Annotated in this window: 19 protein-coding genes; 10 read left to right on the top strand and 9 right to left on the bottom strand. The window is 42.5% G+C overall.

The features are described from left to right. Positions 1-14 precede the first annotated feature (14 nt). The 9 genes from HGD77_RS08605 to HGD77_RS08645 all read left to right on the top strand — a co-directional run bounded on the left by HGD77_RS08605 (position 15) and on the right by HGD77_RS08645 (position 8,208). Positions 15-428 (top strand): HIT family protein, encoded by a 414-nt coding sequence (locus tag HGD77_RS08605; RefSeq protein ID WP_004278705.1) that lies wholly within the window; start codon positions 15-17, stop codon positions 426-428. Between the two features lie 344 nt (positions 429-772). Further along, on the top strand, positions 773-1,906 hold the full coding sequence (locus HGD77_RS08610; RefSeq protein WP_004731260.1) for a porin: 1,134 nt from the start codon (positions 773-775) through the stop codon (positions 1,904-1,906). 129 nt (positions 1,907-2,035) lie between these two features. After that, entirely contained in the window at positions 2,036-3,064 is a 1,029-nt protein-coding gene (locus HGD77_RS08615; protein WP_080591915.1) for a transposase, read from the top strand. Between the two features lie 383 nt (positions 3,065-3,447). Further along, positions 3,448-3,639: a cytochrome oxidase putative small subunit CydP gene (gene cydP / locus HGD77_RS08620; RefSeq protein WP_004645265.1), complete on the top strand. Its 192-nt coding sequence runs from the start codon at positions 3,448-3,450 to the stop codon at positions 3,637-3,639. Beyond that, on the top strand, positions 3,639-5,225 hold the full coding sequence (locus HGD77_RS08625) for a cytochrome ubiquinol oxidase subunit I (protein WP_004731262.1): 1,587 nt from the start codon (positions 3,639-3,641) through the stop codon (positions 5,223-5,225). The genes cydP and HGD77_RS08625 overlap by 1 nt, the downstream gene beginning before the upstream one ends. Continuing rightward, a complete protein-coding gene (gene cydB, locus HGD77_RS08630; protein ID WP_004731264.1) occupies positions 5,222-6,367 on the top strand; it encodes a cytochrome d ubiquinol oxidase subunit II in 1,146 nt (381 codons plus the stop codon). The genes HGD77_RS08625 and cydB overlap by 4 nt, the downstream gene beginning before the upstream one ends. Before the next feature lie 25 nt (positions 6,368-6,392). Beyond that, positions 6,393-6,494: a cytochrome bd-I oxidase subunit CydX gene (gene cydX, locus HGD77_RS08635; protein ID WP_004278713.1), complete on the top strand. Its 102-nt coding sequence runs from the start codon at positions 6,393-6,395 to the stop codon at positions 6,492-6,494. Positions 6,495-6,497: 3 nt separating this feature from the next. Continuing rightward, positions 6,498-6,800 (top strand): cyd operon YbgE family protein, encoded by a 303-nt coding sequence (locus HGD77_RS08640; RefSeq protein ID WP_004278714.1) that lies wholly within the window; start codon positions 6,498-6,500, stop codon positions 6,798-6,800. 103 nt (positions 6,801-6,903) lie between these two features. Further along, on the top strand, positions 6,904-8,208 hold the full coding sequence (locus HGD77_RS08645) for an IS4 family transposase (RefSeq protein WP_004729329.1): 1,305 nt from the start codon (positions 6,904-6,906) through the stop codon (positions 8,206-8,208). Positions 8,209-8,354: 146 nt separating this feature from the next. Here HGD77_RS08645 and rodA read toward each other — a convergent pair whose 3' ends face one another. The 6 genes from rodA to HGD77_RS08675 all read right to left on the bottom strand — a co-directional run bounded on the left by rodA (position 8,355) and on the right by HGD77_RS08675 (position 14,568). Then, positions 8,355-9,494, bottom strand: coding sequence for a rod shape-determining protein RodA (gene rodA, locus HGD77_RS08650; RefSeq protein WP_004645269.1), 1,140 nt, complete (start codon positions 9,492-9,494; stop codon positions 8,355-8,357). Positions 9,495-9,606: 112 nt separating this feature from the next. Then, positions 9,607-10,320: a 2-C-methyl-D-erythritol 4-phosphate cytidylyltransferase gene (gene ispD / locus HGD77_RS08655; RefSeq protein ID WP_004645270.1), complete on the bottom strand. Its 714-nt coding sequence runs from the start codon at positions 10,318-10,320 to the stop codon at positions 9,607-9,609. After that, on the bottom strand, positions 10,289-10,681 hold the full coding sequence (locus tag HGD77_RS08660) for a septum formation initiator family protein (protein ID WP_004645271.1): 393 nt from the start codon (positions 10,679-10,681) through the stop codon (positions 10,289-10,291). Before HGD77_RS08660 ends, ispD begins: the two co-directional genes overlap by 32 nt. 7 nt (positions 10,682-10,688) lie before the next feature. Next, the gene (gene eno / locus HGD77_RS08665; protein WP_004278719.1) at positions 10,689-11,978 is read right to left on the bottom strand and encodes a phosphopyruvate hydratase; all 1,290 of its coding nucleotides are present in this window, start codon (positions 11,976-11,978) and stop codon (positions 10,689-10,691) included. 59 nt (positions 11,979-12,037) lie between these two features. Then, on the bottom strand, positions 12,038-12,895 hold the full coding sequence (gene kdsA, locus HGD77_RS08670; protein WP_004278721.1) for a 3-deoxy-8-phosphooctulonate synthase: 858 nt from the start codon (positions 12,893-12,895) through the stop codon (positions 12,038-12,040). Between the two features lie 32 nt (positions 12,896-12,927). After that, positions 12,928-14,568 (bottom strand): CTP synthase, encoded by a 1,641-nt coding sequence (locus tag HGD77_RS08675; RefSeq protein ID WP_004645272.1) that lies wholly within the window; start codon positions 14,566-14,568, stop codon positions 12,928-12,930. 225 nt (positions 14,569-14,793) lie between these two features. Between HGD77_RS08675 and HGD77_RS08680 the strand changes: the two genes are divergently transcribed. Then, positions 14,794-15,216: a hypothetical protein gene (locus HGD77_RS08680; RefSeq protein WP_370940779.1), complete on the top strand. Its 423-nt coding sequence runs from the start codon at positions 14,794-14,796 to the stop codon at positions 15,214-15,216. A gap of 56 nt (positions 15,217-15,272) precedes the next feature. On the opposite strand, the gene HGD77_RS08685 is transcribed toward HGD77_RS08680, so the two are convergent. From HGD77_RS08685 to HGD77_RS08695, 3 genes are all read right to left on the bottom strand, one after another. Continuing rightward, positions 15,273-16,385 (bottom strand): YheT family hydrolase, encoded by a 1,113-nt coding sequence (locus HGD77_RS08685; RefSeq protein ID WP_004645273.1) that lies wholly within the window; start codon positions 16,383-16,385, stop codon positions 15,273-15,275. Positions 16,386-16,456: 71 nt separating this feature from the next. Continuing rightward, positions 16,457-16,867, bottom strand: coding sequence for a nuclear transport factor 2 family protein (locus HGD77_RS08690; RefSeq protein WP_004645275.1), 411 nt, complete (start codon positions 16,865-16,867; stop codon positions 16,457-16,459). Positions 16,868-16,946: 79 nt separating this feature from the next. Further along, positions 16,947-18,179, bottom strand: a complete 1,233-nt coding sequence (locus HGD77_RS08695; RefSeq protein ID WP_004730312.1) for a transposase — start codon at positions 18,177-18,179, stop codon at positions 16,947-16,949. Positions 18,180-18,322 lie beyond the last annotated feature (143 nt).

The following is an 18,322-nucleotide window of genomic DNA, read 5'->3' on the forward strand; positions in this document are numbered from 1 at the left end:
CAAGGAATGTACTTATGACTTATGATGATCAGAATATTTTTGCACGAATTCTACGCGGTGAACTTCCTGCGATAAAAGTGTATGAAGATGACCAGGTTCTTGCATTTATGGACATCATGCCTCAGGCAGAAGGTCATACTCTGGTGGTTCCGAAAACTCCGGCGATCACTTTACTGGATCTACCACCTGAAGCTGCAGCCTATACGATTCAGATCGTACAGAAAGTTGCAAAAGCCATTGAAAAAGGTTTAGGTGTGGACGGTATCGTGCTGATGCAATTATCAGGTGCCGCAGCGGGTCAGACCGTACCACACGTACATTTCCATCTGGTTCCTACCTCTTTGCACAATCTGGGCAAACATGCAGCACAGATGGGCGACCAGGAAAAAATTAAAGCGCTGGCTGAGAAAATTAAAGCTGCCCTTTAAGCTATTCTTAATACCTAAAAATGGAGCTTCGGCTCCATTTTTTATGTCTGATGTATTTCACCCTGAATTAAGCCACTAAAATATCAATAAAAGTCACCTAGCCTATTTTTAAGTTTTGCAGCAAACACCGAGCTTAGCTGTATTTGCATCAATCCTGCTTACCCCACTCATAATCCTATAAAAAATAAGGTAATGATTGTCTTTAATATTTCTGAAATATTTCCTTAATCATATTGACTTATTTGTAATGAATACTTGGCACCAATAGAGCAGTAGATGTTTCAAAACAATACTGAAACTTGTTTTTAAGACGATGAATAAAAAAGTCTTTATTGGAGCAACACATGAAAAAAACGTTATCTGCATTAGCAATCGGGGCAACAATTTTAACACCAGTAATGGCAGCTGCTGCTGATGTTAAAGTGTATGGTCGTGCACACGTTTCTTTAGATTATCTGGATGATGGCCAGGATTATAACGAAGTAGGTCTTTCTTCAAACTCTTCACGCCTAGGCTTTAAAGCTGAACAAAAACTAGAAAATGGTATGACCGTATTTGGTCAAATCGAACAGGAAATTAACTTTGCAAGTGGTTCTGCAAATGATGATGTTGAATTTGCAACTCGTGATACTTTTGTTGGTTTAAAAGGTGATTTCGGTCAAGCGCGTATCGGCCGTTTTGACAGCCCATTCAAAGTAGCACGTGGCCCAGTCAACTTCTTTGGCGATATGGTTGGTGATGTTCGTAACGTCACGCGTGTAGGCAACCTGCGTTTTGATGAACGTAATGCCAATACAATTGAATATAAATCACCTAAGTTTGGCGGTGGCTTTAATGTTTTAGCAGCACTTTCTTTACACGAAGGTAATAGCCCTGATAGCGTATCAACGTCTTCACCAAAAACTACTGTAATTGAAACTGTGAATGGTCCAGTAACAGTAGTCGTACCGGGAACCACAACTACTACTAATAAAGATAATCGCGATGATAAAGCATACGATCTCGCTTTAACCTATAAAGAAGGCAAAGTTGATTTTGCTGCTGCCTATGAACATTATGAAGAAGATGCAGGTCGTGGCGAACGCGATGGTTTCCGTATTGCTGGTGCTTACAAAATCACACCTGAATTCAACTTGGGTGGTTTATACCAATTCCTTCAACATGATAATTCTGAAGCAAACCCAGATGTACAAGTATTTGGTGTAGCCGGTGAATATAAATTTGCACCAAAAACGTATCTACGTGGTCAAGTGTTCCACCGCGATGTCGATGCAGATGATGCAAATGCAACATTATTGGCACTTGGTGTAGAACATCGTTTAGACAAAGCAGTACGTGTATATGCAAACTTGGCAACTGTACTGAATGATGAAAATTCAAACTTAACACCGTGGGCTCAAGCACGTTCAAATAACGTGGGTGGTGCACGTGGCGAAGATGCAACTGGTCTATCTCTAGGCATGCGTTACGACTTCTAAGTCTAGCCACCCTCACCAAGCTTAAAAAGAACATGTTTCCAGCATGTTCTTTTTTTGGCGTGTTTTTTATCAATAGGACTTACGCATTGACGGATTCAAAAAAGTATTAAAATAGTTTATAAAGTATCTGTGATCAGACGAACTAAACATGCTTCTACAGCAACTTGTACATTACCCATTTATATGGGCTTTCTCATGACAGAACCGAACTCTATTAGCTGCACACAACTTGCCGAGACTTATAATATCTCGCATGATAGTGTAAATCGCTTTCTAGAGCGTGAAGACTACACACCTCACGACCTATATCAAGAAGCAATTCAACATATTGATAATAATAAACTTATAGTCAGTATTGATGATACTGTTTTAGATAAACCATATAGTCAACATATGGACTTGGTTAGCTATTTTTGGTCAGGCAAACACCACCGATCCGTCAAGGGGATTAATCTCATTACCTTGTATGCGACAGATCAGAATGGTCAAAATATTCCAATTAATTTCCGAATTTATGACAAATCTGAGGGTAAAACCAAGAATGATTACTTTATGGATATGTTAAGTGAAGTACTTAGTTGGGGTGCAAAGATTCAATTTATTACAGGTGATAGTTGGTATTCATCGACTGCAAATCTAAAAACCATAAGAAAACATGGTATTCGATTTATGTTTGGTATCGACTGTAACCGTAAGGTTTCCCCTGAAAAAGGACAATGGTTTCAACTGCGTTTATTGCCGAATTTCCATCAGGGTCAAGTGGTCTGGCTCAAAGATTTTGGCTTTGTACAATTATTTAAGACTCAGTTAAAAGAACAGCAGAGGTTTTATATTGTGTATCAAGATGAAGATGATTTATTGTCCTTTGAGGGTTTTCATGAATTACATTCAAGTCATTGGAAAATAGAACAATATCACCGAGTGATTAAACAGGTTTGTCATATTGAAAAGTTTCAAGTAAGACGGTCTAAACTGATTTTGAATCATATTTTTTCAGCCTTAATGGCCTACGTTGAGATACAAAAGAACCAGTTTGAGGGGATCTTTGAAAATGTATATCGTTGGCAGAAGAAATTATTTAGACCAATGATCAAAAACTTCATTGATGACTTTATTCTCGATAAAAATCATCTGCTACCACAGAGAGTCTATAAATAACAGTGCGTAAGTCCTAATCAATATAAAATGATGAGAAAGATTGTGACACTGATATTCAACTCTTATAAAACCAACCAATTTAGTTTGATTAATTTTATTCTTTATTTTAAAACCAAGCATTTTAATCAGATTAAAAAATATTAATCCAACTAAAACAATCTACATTCGAATATATAAATATAAGCATTTTAGTCGGATTTAAAAACCAATAAAATTACATAAAATAATAAAAAATATTTAGAATAAATTTTAACTCATATAAATATATATTTTTTATTTTCAGATACTTGTAAATATATATTTATTTAAACTGTATCGTCTATTTATTTTTTAGTTACAATAGATTAATAATATACAACAAGTCATATAACAGGCTTAGTCGAATGAGCTTAGTTCCCAAAAATCTAAACCAGAGAGTGGTTAGAGAAATAACTGCTATTTTAATTATCAAGGTTATTTTACTCATGATAATTAAAAATATCTGGTTTGATGCGCCTACGATTCCTAAAAATTTTGACAACCAAGTCGCCGAGCGTATCGCCGGCAATCCTTCCCAAATCCAGGAGACACGTTGATGATTTCTGAAAGCGTGGTCGATCTCTCGCGGTTCCAGTTCGCCATGACCGCGATGTATCACTTTATTTTTGTTCCACTGACTTTAGGCCTGGCTTTTCTACTTGCCATTATGGAAACCACCTATGTGATTTCCGGCAAAGAAATCTATAAAGACATGACCAAGTTCTGGGGAAAACTGTTTGGTATTAACTTTGCCTTAGGGGTAACCACCGGCCTGACCATGGAGTTCCAGTTCGGAACCAACTGGGCTTATTACTCGCATTATGTCGGTGATATTTTCGGTGCACCGCTGGCGATTGAAGGTTTGATGGCCTTCTTCCTTGAATCGACGTTTATTGGCTTGTTCTTCTTTGGTTGGGATCGCCTGTCCAAAGTGCAACATCTGGCAGTAACCTGGCTGGTGGCTTTAGGCTCGAACATGTCCGCACTCTGGATTCTGGTCGCCAATGGCTGGATGCAAAACCCGGTCGGTTCGGCATTTAACTATGAAACCATGCGTATGGAAATGGTGGACTTTGCTGCATTGATCTTTAACCCGGTCGCTCAGGTTAAATTTGTACATACAGTATCTGCCGGTTATGTCACAGGTGCCATCTTCGTCCTGGCTATTTCAAGTTACTACATGCTGAAAAAACGTGACTTGCCTTTTGCACGCCGTTCTTTTGCCATTGCAGCCATCTTCGGGCTTGCTTCTACACTTTCAGTGATTTTACTGGGTGATGAATCAGGGTATGAGCTGGGCGATGTACAGAAAACCAAACTGGCAGCGATTGAAGCAGAATGGGATACTCACCCTGCACCTGCGCCATTTACTTTGTTCGGTATCCCGAATAAGGAAACCATGACTACAGATTATGCAGTGAAAATTCCTTATGTAATGGGTCTGATTGCTACACGTTCTACGACTGAACAAGTTACAGGTATTAAGGACCTGCTGGTTCAGCATGAAGCGCGTATCCGTAATGGTATGGTGGCCTATTCGCAACTGGAAAAATTACGTGCTGGTGATCAGTCTCCAGAACTGAAAACCGCTTTTGAAGAAAGCCAAAAAGACCTCGGTTACGGTCTGCTGCTGAAGAAATACACGCCAAATGTCGTTGATGCCTCTGAAGAGCAAATCAAAGCAGCTGCTAAAGATACCATTCCACACGTGCCAAGTCTGTTCTGGGCCTTCCGTGCCATGGTTGCTTCTGGCTTCTTGATGCTACTTCTATTTGCACTGGCAACTTTTGCGGTAGCAAAACGTAATGCTGAAAACAAACCATGGTTATTGAAATTTGCATTATTTGCACTTCCTCTGCCTTGGGTTGCTGCGCAAACTGGCTGGTATGTGGCAGAAGTAGGTCGTCAACCTTGGACCATTGGTGAGGTATTACCGACGCATCTTTCAGCATCAAGCTTAAGTACAGGTGATGTCTGGGGTTCAATCCTTGCATTGGCAGCATTCTATACCGTGTTACTGATTATTGAGATGTATCTGATGATCAAGTTCTCACGTCTTGGCCCAAGCTCACTGCATACCGGTAAATACCATTTTGAAAAGCTTGCAGCTGCAGAGAAGGCAAATGGGGAGACTCAAGCATGATCGAATATGAATTATTAAAAATCATTTGGTGGGTGCTGGTCGGCGTATTGCTGATTGGCTTCGCCCTCACCGATGGCTTCGATATGGGCTCTATGGCGATCATGCCATTTGTGGGCAAAAATGATAGCGAGCGCCGTGCAGCGATCAATACCATTGCCCCGCATTGGGACGGTAACCAAGTCTGGTTTATTACTGCCGGCGGTGCTTTGTTCGCTGCCTGGCCAATGGTCTATGCAACCGCCTTCTCTGGCATGTACTGGGCACTGTTGCTGGTACTGTTTGCCCTATTCCTGCGTCCGGTCGGTTTTGACTATCGCTCAAAACTGGAAAATACCAAATGGCGCAATTCATGGGACTGGGGTCTAGCCATTGGTGGTGCAGTGCCTGCATTGGTCTTCGGTGTGGCATTCGGCAACATGTTCCTGGGTGTACCATTTACTTTAGATGAAACTGTACGTTCTACTTATACTGGTAGCTTCTTTGCCCTGCTGAATCCGTTTGCGATTGTCTGTGGTCTGGTCAGTTTATCGATGCTGTGTGCACATGGTGGTGCATGGTTAATGCTGCGTACTGATGGTGACCTACGCCAACGTTCTGCCAAAGCAACACAAATCATGGGACTAGTGTATTTAGCAACTTTCCTGGCAGCCGGTGCATGGTTGTATTTTGGTGGCATTCAGGGCTATACCTTAGTTACACCTTTTGATACCAATGGTGTTGCCAACCCGCTGGCCAAAGAAGTATTGACCAATGCCAATCCAGGCTGGATGAATAACTACTCGACGTATCCAATCACAATGGCTGCTCCAATTGCCGGCATTTTGGGTGGCTTGATCATTGTCTTGGCAGCAGGTAAAAACAAAGCAGGCTTGAGCTTCCTGGGTTCATCTCTGGCTGTCATCGGTGCCATCCTGACTGCTGGTTTTGCCCTGTTTCCTTTCCTGATGCCTTCAAGCATTAACCCGGTTGCAAGTCTGACCATGTGGGATGCGGTATCTAGTAAAAATACCTTAACAGTCATGACCGTTGCTGCATGTATCTTTGTTCCACTGATCCTGATCTATACCACCTGGTGTTACTACAAGATGTGGGGCGTGATTACCAACAAACACATTGAAGATAATTCACATAGCCTGTACTAAGGCTATGTCTTAAGGAGAGACAACTATGTGGTATTTTGCCTGGATTCTGGGTGTACTGATGGCATGTTTTGCCAGTGTGATTGCTGCCATTTACATGGAACAACACCAAGACCTGGATGAGGAATAAAACATGACCGAAGCTGCGCTTGAGAAAACCGTTGTAGACAAGAAACCAAACAAATTTGCGATGATGATTTCCTGCCTATTGGCTTTTCCTCTCGCAGCCGTGTTATTGGTTCATCCTTCTGCAATGCTGGATGCCAACGGTGAATATAGCCATAGTGCCATGATGTATATCATGATTGGTATTTCTGGAGGCTTTGTCCATGGTGTTGGCTTTATGCCGCGCCACTGGTTCTGGAAATGGTTGTTTAGCCCTTTCCTAGCATGGCCTTTAATGATCTGGGGTTATTACACCTGGTTTCTCAGTTAAAGTATGAAATTAAAAAGCCCTCATTTGAGTAATGCCAGTCAGTTAAGCAGACATTAGAAAAATGTAGTAAAAATGAGTGTATGCCAATACGCTCATTTTTTTTATGACTTTATCTGAAAATTTAGATTGCACCCTTCAACATTCTTTGCCTTCACTCAGCCATTTCAGTGAACTCATTGATTTAAACTGGATTAAAGAAAGCCTACATCAAACAGGTAAGGCTTCTATCAGGAGAAGAAAATTACCTGCCGAACATGTGGTATGGCTGGTAATTGGGCTTGCCCTATTTCGAGATCAACCGATCGGGTATGTCGTAGAGCAACTAAAACTTGTGTTTGGTACAACAGAATATTGTGTCCCCAGTGCAGCAGTGCAAGCACGACAACGTTTAGGACGAGAGCCCTTGAATACCTTGTTTTCTCTACTCAGCCAAGCCTGGTTTGAAGAATCCCAACAGCAATACTCAAACTTTCATGGCCTTAGTGTATGTGCTGTTGACGGGGTGGTTTGGTCTATGCCTTATACAGACGAGAATTTTGAACACTTTGGCTCATCTAAGGGTAAAACCGCTGCAGCCCCTTATCCACAAGTGAGAGCAACCTGCCTGGTAAATACCAGCACCCATGAAATCATTGATGCCCAAATAGGTAGCATGGATCAGGGTGAACTTACACTGGCAAATCGATTATGTCCTCCATCGCATAGTATTACCTTGTTTGATCGAGCCTATTTCTCTGCTGATTTCTTGATTGACTGGCAAACACGAGTAGAAGCCAGTCATTGGTTAATGAGAGCAAAAGATAATTTACGCTATGAGATCATTAAACGTAATTCCCCGCATGACTTTCAAATCAAAATGCCTCTTTCAGCTAGAGCCAGGAAGCTAAATCCATCATTAGGAGAATATTGGGAAGCGCGTTTGATTGAAGTTGAGCAGGCAGGGAAAATTAGACGTTATATCACTTCATTAATGGATTCAAAGGCATATCCACTGATAGGCTTGGCGAAGCTTTATGCCCAGCGCTGGGAAATAGAAATGTGTTACCGAGAAATCAAAAGTGATTTACAGGAAGGCAAGCATTTGAGGAGCAAGCAACCTGATTTAATTTATCAAGAATTATGGGGGGTCTTCATTGCCTATAATATTCTAAGAAGACAAATGAAACATATGGCTCAACGAGCAAAAGTCAGTCCTTTGAGAATCAGCTTTCATATTGCATCTATCGGTATCCTGAATATATTAAGATTTGACTCTTTAGACTCCGCAGGGAATTTACCCAAACATCTAGAAAGTTTACTGGAGAAATCTAAGAGGTATGTGTTGCCTGAGAGGAGGGTTAGAAGTTGCCCACGAGTTGTGAAAGGAAAACCACAGAAATACCCAAGAAAATGCCAGTCAATTTCTTAACTGACTGGCATTACTCATTTGAGGGCTTTTTAATTTCATACGAATTCTAAAATATTCTTCTTTTTTCTTCTGGCCAAAACAGGATTTTTAAAACAACTTATTTTAAGTATATAAAAAGCCGGAACCAGTCCGACTTTTAGAATGACTTATCGATGAGTATGAATCGACATCACAATGCCCATCCCGGCCAGCATGGAAATCACTGCCGTTCCACCATAACTCATGAGCGGTAATGGATCTCCAGTTACAGGTAAAATCCCGCTCACCATGCCTGAGTTTAAAAATACAAAGAAGAAGAAAGTCAGTCCCATGGCTCCAGCATATAAACGGCCAAAGTTATGAAAGCTGTTTAAACCAATCATCAGACAGCGAATAATAATGGCAGTGAATAAACTAAACAGCAGGAAAACGCCGATAAAACCGAATTCTTCGGCATAAGTCGACATAATAAAGTCAGTATGATGTTCAGGCAGATAACCTAAATGTGATTGGGTACCTTCGGTATAGCCTTTGCCCGTGGAACCACCTGAACCAATCGCAATTTTGGACTGGATGATATTCCAGCCTGCACCCAAGGCATCCGATTCCGGATCAAATAACGTGGTAATACGTTTTTTTTGATACTCTTGTAGCACGAACATCCATGCAGCCGGAGCTGCCACAGCTACCGCCGCTGCTGCACCACCAATCAGACGCCACGACATCCCACTTAAAAATAGAACAAAAATACCAGGAATTACCAAGCCAATGTTCAAGTCAGGCTGAAGTGCCACCAAAACAAATGGTACGCCCAATAAAATCAAAGCCCCGACAATATGCAAAAATTTGGGAGGAAACGGCTTACGTGCAAAATACCATGCCATCATCAAAGGCATCGCAAATTTCATCACCTCACTCGGTTGCATGCTTCCCACCCCCGGCAAGGTAATCCAGCGGGTTGCACCTAAACGTTTTTCACCAATCACAAAGACCAGAAGCAGCATGAAGATCCCGAAGGCATACAGGTATGGACTAATCGCCTGATAGACTTTCGGTGGAATCTGCGCACAGATAAACAGCAGCACAAAACCAATTCCAAAACTGATCGCCTGACGCACCACCATGCCAGAGTCTTCGGATGTCGCGCTATACACCACCATTAAACCCAGGATTGCATTGAGAACTAGAAAGCACAATAACCAGGGATCAAGGTGCAACTTGGTCCATCGAGATGAATCTTGCGGGTTAATACTACGTCCATCACGCAAAGAGTGACGTAAAAACCGATACTGCTGTGAAGGTATCATTGGCCAAAAGGTGAAAAAGAATGATGGCAAAATTATAAGTGAAAGCTATAGCGAATAGATCGCTATAGCCAGATTTATTCTGCTTTTATTTAAATATTATTTGAATATATTTTTAAGCCTGAGCCTGTAAAATCAGCTTGGCCAGTTCCAGATCGTCCGGATAGGTAATTTTAATATTATCGGAACGCCCTTGTACTACACTCACCTGTTCGCCGATATGTTCCAGCGCACTGGCTTCATCAGTAATCGTAGCACCATCTTGCAAAGCCTGCTCAATCGCCCGTTTCAACACACCTAGCTTGGCCATTTGTGGTGTTTGTGCCTGCCATAGCATTGAGCGATCCACTGTTTCCTCAATATCAAAATTGGTTACTACACGCTTAAGTGTATCTCTTACTGGAATCGCCAGAATCGCAGCCTGATCATTTGTAATCGCCGTATTGACTAACTGTTGCAGACAATCCAGACCGACACAGGGACGCGCCGCGTCATGTACCAGCACCCACTCATCTTCAGAAGCGATTTGAGATAAATACGTGAGTGCATTTAACACGGAATTCACCCGCTCGGCACCGCCCAGACAGAAATGGGCTTTCTCTTGACTGGAAAATGGCAGCATTTTTGCGACGTTGTCCTGTTCACCAATCGCCAGGACATAACCCGCCAAAGGCAGTTGATTCAGACGAGCCACCGTATGTTCAAGAACAGTTCGCTCTTGAATCATCTGATATTGTTTCAGTTCTGTTTTGGAGAAACGGCTACCGGAACCTGCAGCTGGAAGAATGACCCAAAGTTTAGGGTGTGGTTGGTGCTTCAGCTGACTCATTGGTTCGCAGGTCTACTTTAGAATTAGGATTAAGATAGATCGGTTTATATTGAGTACTGATCGTGCTCATTTGAATAAAAGTTTCGCGTGGCTTAATCAGACCAAGATCTAAACGCGCATGTTCTTCGATGGCTTCAATACCATTCTTCAAATCATAAACTTCTGCTGCCAGAACGCGATTACGCTCTTTTAGCTCATCATTCAATTCCATTTGTTGTTGGATTTTCTGGGTCAGTTGCTGATGATCATGATAACCACCTTCACCAAACCAGTATAAATATTGAAACCCTGCGATCAAAATGATCGCAAGGCCCAACAGTACTTTACTCGCAGTCGAGTCGAATACATTTAACATTGACATAAGTCGCTTAGTTCAAACCTTTGAACTCAGCTTTACCGCGATATGCAGCATTAGTCAATTCTTCAATACGAAGTAATTGATTATATTTCGCTACACGGTCAGAACGGCAAAGTGAACCCGTCTTGATTTGACCCGCTGCTGTACCTACTGCAAGATCAGCAATCGTTGAATCTTCAGTTTCGCCTGAACGGTGTGAAATTACCGTAGAGTAACCATTTTCTTTCGCAAGGTAGATGGCATCTAAAGTTTCAGTCAAGGTACCGATCTGGTTGTATTTAATCAGAATAGAGTTACCCACTTTTTCGTTGATACCACGCTGCAGGATTTTCGGATTCGTTACGAACAAGTCATCACCTACCAACTGGATCTTGTCACCAAGAATTGAAGTCAGGTAAGACCAGCCTTCCCAGTCAGATTCGTCCAGACCATCTTCAATCGAGATAATTGGGTACTGGTTTACAAGACCTGCTAAATAGTCAGAGAACTGGTTGCTTGTGAACGCTTTGTTGCCTTCGCCCGCAAGAATGTATTGACCATTTTTGTAGAATTCTGAAGATGCACAGTCAAGCGCAAGCATGATGTCAGAACCTGCTTTGTAGCCAGTTTGACCAATTGCTTCAAGAATAACCGTAATTGCTTCTTCGTTTGAACGTAAGTTCGGTGCAAAACCACCTTCATCACCTACCGCAGTGTTTAAACCTTTTTTGTTTAATACTGATTTAAGTGAATGGAAAATTTCAGCACCGGCACGTAGCGCTTCAGAGAATGAAGTGAAGCCTACTGGCTCAATCATGAATTCTTGAATATCGACGTTGTTGTCTGCATGTGAACCACCATTGATGATGTTCATCATTGGTACAGGCATGGTCAAAATCGTTTGACCGCGAAGATCTGCGATGTATTGGAAAAGAGGAATTTTCTTTTCTTCAGCAGCAGCGCGCGCAGCAGCCAAAGACACTGCCAAAGTTGCGTTTGCACCTAATTTTTCTTTGTTTTCAGTACCGTCAAGCGCGATCATCGTGTTATCGATGTCTTTTTGTTCGAATACTGATTTACCGACCAAAGCGTCACGGATTAACGTATTGACGTTATTTACCGCAGTTTTAACGCCTTTACCTAAGTAACGCGCTTTATCGCCATCACGAAGTTCTAAAGCTTCACGAGAACCAGTTGAAGCACCAGATGGTGCACATGCACGGCCAACTACGCCAGATGCTAAGATTACGTCTGCTTCGATGGTAGGGTTACCACGAGAGTCCAAAATTTCACGTGCACGAATGTCAACGATTTGGCTCATGAACTATTCCTCAGTTGATTAATATGAGCTGCCTATACGGCAGCGCAAGAGTGATAAACTCAGTGTGTATCTAACTTTTCGAAACCTTTAACCAAGGTATCCAATTCTTTTAGCTGTGCCAGGAACGGCTCAAGCTGAGACATGCGCAGCGCACATGGACCATCACACTTGGCTTTTTCCGGATCTGGATGTGCTTCCAGGAACAAGCCTGCAAGACCCGTTGCCATACCCGCACGTGCAAGCGTTGTAATTTGCGCACGACGACCACCGGCAGAATCTGCACGGCCGCCTGGGGTTTGTAAGGCATGGGTCACATCAAAGAAAACCGGGACATTCATTTCTTTCATGATGTCGAAGCCCAGCATGTCTACAACCAGATTGTTATAGCCAAATGCCGAACCGCGTTCACAAATGATCAGCTTGTCATTTCCGGCTTCCAGACACTTATGCAAAATATGACGCATTTCGTGTGGAGCCAGGAACTGGGCTTTTTTGATATTGATGATGGCATCCGTTTTTGCCATTGCTTCCACAAGATCCGTCTGACGGCTTAAGAAAGCTGGCAATTGAATAATGTCTGCCACTTCTGCAACAGGAGCCGCTTGGTACGGCTCATGCACATCGGTGATGATCGGTACATTAAAGTGTTTTTTAATGTCAGCTAACCACTCGAGACCTTTTTCCAGGCCAGGCCCACGGAAAGAGTTCAGGCTTGAACGGTTGGCTTTATCAAAGCTGGCTTTGAACACATAAGGAATGCCCAAACGTGTGCAGATATCGACATAAGTCTCTGCGATTTCAAAAGCCAGGTCTTTAGATTCAAGTACATTCATTCCGCCGAATAATACAAATGGCAAATGATTTGCCATTTGTATATCGCCCAAACGTACAATTTCTTGTGGTTTTAATTGCGACATTTAAACTTCCCTAGTTGTGTCCTACGCACCGATTATTTGGTTTTTTGGTACTGCTTTTTCGCAGCATCAATGAAACCGGCAAATAATGGGTGACCATCACGTGGCGAGCTGGTAAATTCCGGGTGGAATTGTACTGCAATAAACCAAGGATGTGCAGGAATTTCAACAGTTTCTACCAGATGCTGTACCGGAGAATAACCAGAAATCTTCATGCCTTTTTCTTCCAGCACTGGGATATAACGGTTGTTCATCTCGTAACGGTGACGGTGACGCTCGATGATTTCTTCAGAACCATAAACTTCTGCAGTTTTAGTCCCTGCAACCAGTTCAGATTTTTGCGCGCCTAAACGCATCGTGCCACCCAGATCAGAATCAGCAGAACGTTGCTGAACTTCACCACGCTCATCTAACCATTCAGTAATTAAACCAATCAATGGAGATTTGGTTGAACGGTTAAATTCAGTCGAGGTCGCGTCTGCAATATCAGCAACATTACGTGCGTATTCGATCACAGCCAACTGCATACCCAAGCAAATACCGAGGAACGGCACACCGTTCTCACGTGCGAATTGAATCGCCTTCATTTTGCCTTCAGTACCGCGCTCACCGAAACCGCCAGGAACCAGAATCGCATCAGCATCTTTCAATACTTCTGCTACATCTTGGCTTTCAAGCTCTTCAGCGTTTACGTAGTCAATCTGAACTTTCACACGGTTTTGAATACCCGCATGTAGAAGTGCTTCGTTGACAGACTTGTATGCATCTGGAAGTTCAACGTATTTACCGACCATTGCAACACGTACGGTGTATTCAGGGTTCAGCAGTGCTTCTACAACGTTATCCCAATCTGTTAAGTCAGCTTCAGGAAGATCGTTATAACCAAAACGTTCACAGATTAAATCGTCAACATTTTGTTCGTAGAATGTACGTGGAATCTGGTAGATCGAACGTGCATCTTTACATACCACAACGGCACGTGCTTCAACGTTAGTAAATAATGCAATCTTACGCGTCGTATCTGCATCTACATCGTATTCTGTACGGCAGATGAGAATGTCTGGCTGAATACCAATCGACAGGAGTTCTTTAACAGAGTGCTGTGTTGGTTTGGTTTTTAATTCTGCTGCAGACTTAATGTATGGGAGTAACGTTAAGTGCATTAACATGGTACGTTTATGACCAAGTTCAACCATTAACTGACGTACAGATTCCATGAATGGGAGAGATTCAATGTCACCTACAGTACCGCCGATCTCTACGATCGCAACGTCATAACCTTCGCCTGCACGAAGTACACGCTCTTTGATATTGTCAGTAATGTGTGGAATAACTTGAACAGTACCGCCTAGATAGTCACCACGGCGTTCTTTGTTTAGAACATCCTGGTAAACACGGCCTGATGTGAAGTTATTTAGTTTGGTCATTTTCGCACGACGCAAGAAACGTTCGTAGTAACCCAAGTCTAAGTCTGTTTCAGCACCATCTTCTGTAACAAAAACTTCACCATGCTGGAATGGGCTCATTGTCCCTGGATCGACATTAATGTATGGATCCATTTTTACCATGGTCACTTTTAAACCACGAGCTTCTAAAAGTGCAGCAACAGAAGCAGCTGAAATACCTTTACCTAGTGATGAAACTACACCACCAGTAACGAAAATAAAATGGGTCATTGGGTTTCTCGTACAATCGAGCCTAAATCGGCCTGCAATGTTGCGCAATTTTACTTTACCTTGTACCTAGAAAGCAAAGTCAATCCGCATCAATTCAAAGAACAATAAACAATTGACTATTCTAACAGCAATTCCTATAAAAAATTACAGTAAGTTCATATGATTTCTATCTTGCATTTTGCTGCTATAATAGTGTATCCACTCCACACTTTTATGTTTGATGCAATGATGATGAAGAAACTTTTAATCTCCACCCTAATCCTGACTGGCCTGACATTAACTGCGTGTGTAAAAAAAGAAGCACCAAAAGAAGAAGAGCAAGTAGAAGTTACTCCAGCATCTGAAATCTCGACTCCAGAACCAACGCAATTTGAACCGCTTGAACCTGTAGAGCCAGCGGCAATTGAAGAGGAAGTAGCGCCAACGGTTGAAATTCAACGTGAGCAAACTGAAAACACCACGACTGAAATCCGTCGTGAAATCAAAAAACCAGAAACTACTGAGCCGGCACCAGTGCCTGAAACCCGCGAAGAACCTGCGTCAAAGCCTGCTGCGACCACACCTAAAACCAATTCAAATCCAGAAAACAAGTCTGAGGATGATGCGGTTGCTGACGCAATTGCCGCAGCGATGCCAGCACTTGACTAATTACAGTATCATTCATCAAAAAACCCAGCAGATGCTGGGTTTTTTATTGGAACTTTTTAAGCGGATACTGTTGCCGGTGCACGAGATAAGTGAATCAAATAGTCTGCCATTAGTCGGGTAGCCCAAGATTCGGTTTGCATCAAGCCCTGATAAAAGCCGCAATGACTGCCTTTTTTGGTGGTAATCACCATAATATTAGACATCGCCCGAATTTTTTCTTTATAAGGTTCTAAATTTCGGATGTGACAAACCGGATCATCCTCCGCATTTAAAATCATCAGTGGGATTTTGACACTTTCAAACACATAAATCGGATTGGTTGCCTGAGTATAACTGGCATAATCCGCAAATCCGGCCAGTTCAAAATAAAGTTTTTCAAATTCAGACAGATCTTTAACTTCTAATAACTGTTTCCAGCTTGGGCAGACCTGCCAGGTTTCTTGATAAGGATGAATAAAGCGCTTAATCAGTTTTTTGGCCATGACTTTACTGTAAAACGGATGCACATTGGCAAAACCGGTTTCAGTGTTATAGCCAGGACATAAAGCAAAAGCTGCTTTGAGTGGGGTTTGTTCACCCTCTTCACCCAGATAACGCACCAACAATCCCGTACCCGCAGAAGATCCAACCCCATAGAGATCGGACTGAGGAAATCTGTCCTGTATATACAAGAGCTGCTCACGCAAATCCTGAGTTGAACCAAACAGGTTCATTTTAGGCACAGGCATGGGTAAGTCTGCATGACCACGGCGTAAACACAATGCCACACGCCAACCGGTATGTTTATGCAGATCACGAACCAGTTCACGCATCGATTCAGGAGAACCGGTAATAGTATGGAGTAAGACAATGGTTGGCGTACTTGCCGGAAGATCCAGCCCATACCAGGCAATACCGGTAATTCCGCCATCTGACATTTTCAGCTGTTCAAGCGCATCGTATTTCAGCTTAATGGTACGTTTTTTAATTAAATCAAAATACAGAATATGTGCGTGTGCATTGGCTAACCAAGGTGTAGGACGATATTTTTGTTGCAGCTGCGGTAAGCGTTCAATGAGTCCTGAAAATACACCATTCGGATTGTAATACAGGGTCGGCTCGTCTGCTCCGCTGAAACGATCCAGATATTCACTGGAAAGCTGACCCAATTTTTTAAGCAACATTTTCATCTGTCATCCCCCCTCTAGTTGTACTAGCTGTGATTTACAAATTTCATGCCGACTTGAATCAATAGTTCGAATTAAGTTTTAGCTTGGAATAATTGCATCCGCTGGCCCATCTGTACAGCCAAGGCTTCAAGTCCGGACTTAGGTCGAATCATGACTTCAAAATCAACCATCTGACCCTCTTCATTAAACTGAATCATGTCAACTCCCTTTAGTTTTTTATCGCCCACATTGGCAGAAAACTCAAGTACGACATTGTTACCATCTTCACTTATAAATTCACGGTGATAGGTGAAATTTTCAAAGACTTGAATGACATTGGTCAAAATAAAAAATACCACCTGTTTTCCAGGATAAGGCTGAAAAGCCACAGGCGAACGAAATACCACTTCTTCAGCAAGCAGTTCATTCAAGATCGACATATCACGGCTTTCCAGCATCTCATGCCAGCGTGAAATGGATTTTTTTGTATTTTCGATGGTCATTTTGGATTCCTTTTTTGTTATTAAAAAATTAATCTCCCTCACCCCAGCCCTCTCCCAAAGGGCATAGGTATCTACACATCTATGAGATACCTAATGCCATTGTGGCTATCTCATTGAGTTCATCTATTGAATATTCCGAGAGCAGTTGAAGAGTGTTCAGTAAAATCGAAAGCCCTGCCAATAAGGCAGGTGCACTTTCCAACCTACCTCTTTTCTGCTGCCGACCTGAAAGACGGGTGAGAAATACACGAATTTTCTGATGGTGTTCATCTTCAGAACGCTGGATTCGCCAAGTTAAAACACAAGCCATACAGCTAATCAGTAACCGCCTTAAAATGGCTTCAGGTCTGGTCTGAAGCCATGCTTCAATATCATGACCTGCCTGCTTGAGCAGCTTGAAATAGCATTCAATTGTCCAGCGCCAGTAATACCAGGTCGTCATCTCTACCGTAGTAATCTCTGATGGAACATTGCTGATTAGTGACCATCTTGCGACGGTCTTATCCTGATCATCTTTCACTACGGCAACAATTAATCTGGCTTCAATCGCACTCCCTGGCTGGGGAGCAACCCGTTGGCCTGAATCGTCATTTCTCTTCGGTTTTGCTGCACGTGTTATCCGGATAGCAGTTTCTCCCACATGCAACATATGCCGGTTTCCTTTATAGGCAATCGGCTGGACCTGCTGCGTTTCTACTCGTTCTGCGGCTTCTGCAACTTTGCATGTTTTGCCCTGATGCTCAATTCGATGGCCTTCTTTCGCCCGAATCAGCCATTTAAAACCCTGGCTGCTCATTTCCCTTAGGTGGGCAATGGAGTCACCTTCACGATCAATGATATGAACACATGTTTTCTCAATGGGATATTGTTCAATCACTTTGATTTGTTCGGTAAGTGAATCTAGATGAGATTTGCGCCCAGCAGAGTGTTGACTGAATGTGGAATAGCAGCCTGAGGCATCTGATAGTGTCTGCGCCAGTGGCGCAATAGGTAGTCCCGAGGCTGCATCAACCAGCAGACTGCTTTGCAATTCATAGCCTGAATCATATTGATGGGTTCTTTGCAGGCGCTGAATTTTATGATGGTGTTTCACATACTGTAGCTGAGACCAGTCATGAACAATCAATGCATATTGATGCGGTGATGCCTTGATCTGTTCACATGCAAGATGTTCAATTGGCTGGTTTAACTGACTAAAAGAGATTTTGTCATTATTCAGGAATCGCCAGACCGCTTGTGTGGTTGCGAAACTCGACTTTTGGGCAGAAGCCAGGTCTTTGATTGCCGGAGCAAGTGAAGCAAGAGGGTTCATATTGAGCTTTACAAGGCTGTTATAGCGCTTGACAAGACGCTGATCCAGGCCAGAGATGTTAAATTGAAGAGCATGCTCTTCAATTTAACGCAAAGTTCAGGAATTGTGTAGATACCTATGCCCAAAGGGAGAGGGAGATAACA

This window comes from Acinetobacter sp. NEB149, assembly GCF_012516415.1.
GTDB lineage: Bacteria > Pseudomonadota > Gammaproteobacteria > Pseudomonadales > Moraxellaceae > Acinetobacter > Acinetobacter lwoffii_V.